Origin of the sequence: Streptomyces sp. NPDC014623, from assembly GCF_043088245.1 — a bacterium.
In the GTDB taxonomy this organism is placed as follows: domain Bacteria; phylum Actinomycetota; class Actinomycetes; order Streptomycetales; family Streptomycetaceae; genus Streptomyces.
The window spans coordinates 1-1,176 of the sequence record NZ_JBIBZU010000065.1; the positions used below are offsets into that span (position 1 = coordinate 1).

The window sequence follows — 1,176 nt, forward strand, 5'->3', positions numbered from 1 at the left end:
GGACACCCGGGGGTGTCAGCGGACGTTGAGGAGGTGTTCCATGGCGAGCTGGTCGAGGGCTTCGAAGGCCATGGAGCGTTCCGCCGCGGCGGTGGCGTCGAAGTCCTCGTAGGCGGACCTGTCGGCCAGCAGGGCCTTGAGGCCGTCCTCGGCGGTGGGCCGGGCCAGTTCGTGCAGGCGGGAGGCGGTCAGGGCTTCCTGGACGGCGGGGTCGGCGCGGAAGGCGGCGGCGCGGTCCTTGAGGATGAGGTAGTTGCGCATGCAGTTCTTCGCCGATTCCCAGACCCCGTCGATGCCGTCGGTGCGCACCGGTTTGAAGTCGAAGTGCAGGGAGCCCTCGTAGCCCGCGCTCTCCAGGAGGTCGACGAGCCAGAAGGCCTGGCGCAGGTCGCCGGCGCCGAAGCGGAAGTCCTGGTCGTACTTGATGCCGGACTGGCCGTTGAGGTCGATGTGGAAGAGCTTGCCGGCCCACAGGGCCTGGGCGATGCCGTGGGGGAAGTTCAGTCCGGCCATCTGCTCGTGGCCGGTCTCCGGGTTCACCCCGACCATCTCGGGGCGCTCGAGCCGCTCGATGAAGGCCAGGGCGTGGCCGATGGTGGGCAGCAGGATGTCGCCGCGGGGCTCGTTGGGCTTGGGCTCGATGGCGAAGCGCAGGTCGTAGCCCTGCTCGGTGACGTAGTCGCCCAGCAGGTCGAAGGCCTCCTTCATCCGGTCCAGCGCCAGGCGCACGTCCTTGGCCCCGCCGGACTCGGCGCCCTCGCGCCCGCCCCAGGCCACATAGGTGCTCGCGCCGAGCTCGGCGGCCAGATCGATGTTGCGCATCACCTTGCGCAGCGCGAAACGCCGCACGCCGCGGTCGTTGGAGGTGAAACCGCCGTCCTTGAACACCGGGTGCGTGAACAGGTTGGTGGTGGCCATCGGGACCTTCATCCCGGTGCGCTCCAGCGCGTCCCTGAACCGGCCCACCAGCCGCTCCCGCTCGGCCTCGGTGGACCCGAACGGGATCAGGTCGTCGTCGTGGAAGGTCACCCCGTGCGCACCGAGCCCGGCGAGCCGCTCCACCGACTCCACCGGGTCCAGCGCCGGACGCGTCGCGTCACCGAACGGGTCGTTGCCACGCCAGCCCACGGTCCACAGACCGAAGGTGAACCTGTCCGCAGGGGTGGGAGTGAAGCG

General features: G+C 70.1%; 1 protein-coding gene. It reads right to left on the reverse strand.

From position 1 onward, the window contains the following. Positions 1-15: 15 nt before the first annotated feature. On the reverse strand, positions 16-1,176 hold a 1,161-nt coding region (gene xylA / locus ACF1FZ_RS35060; protein WP_391777411.1), incomplete at its 5' end, for a xylose isomerase.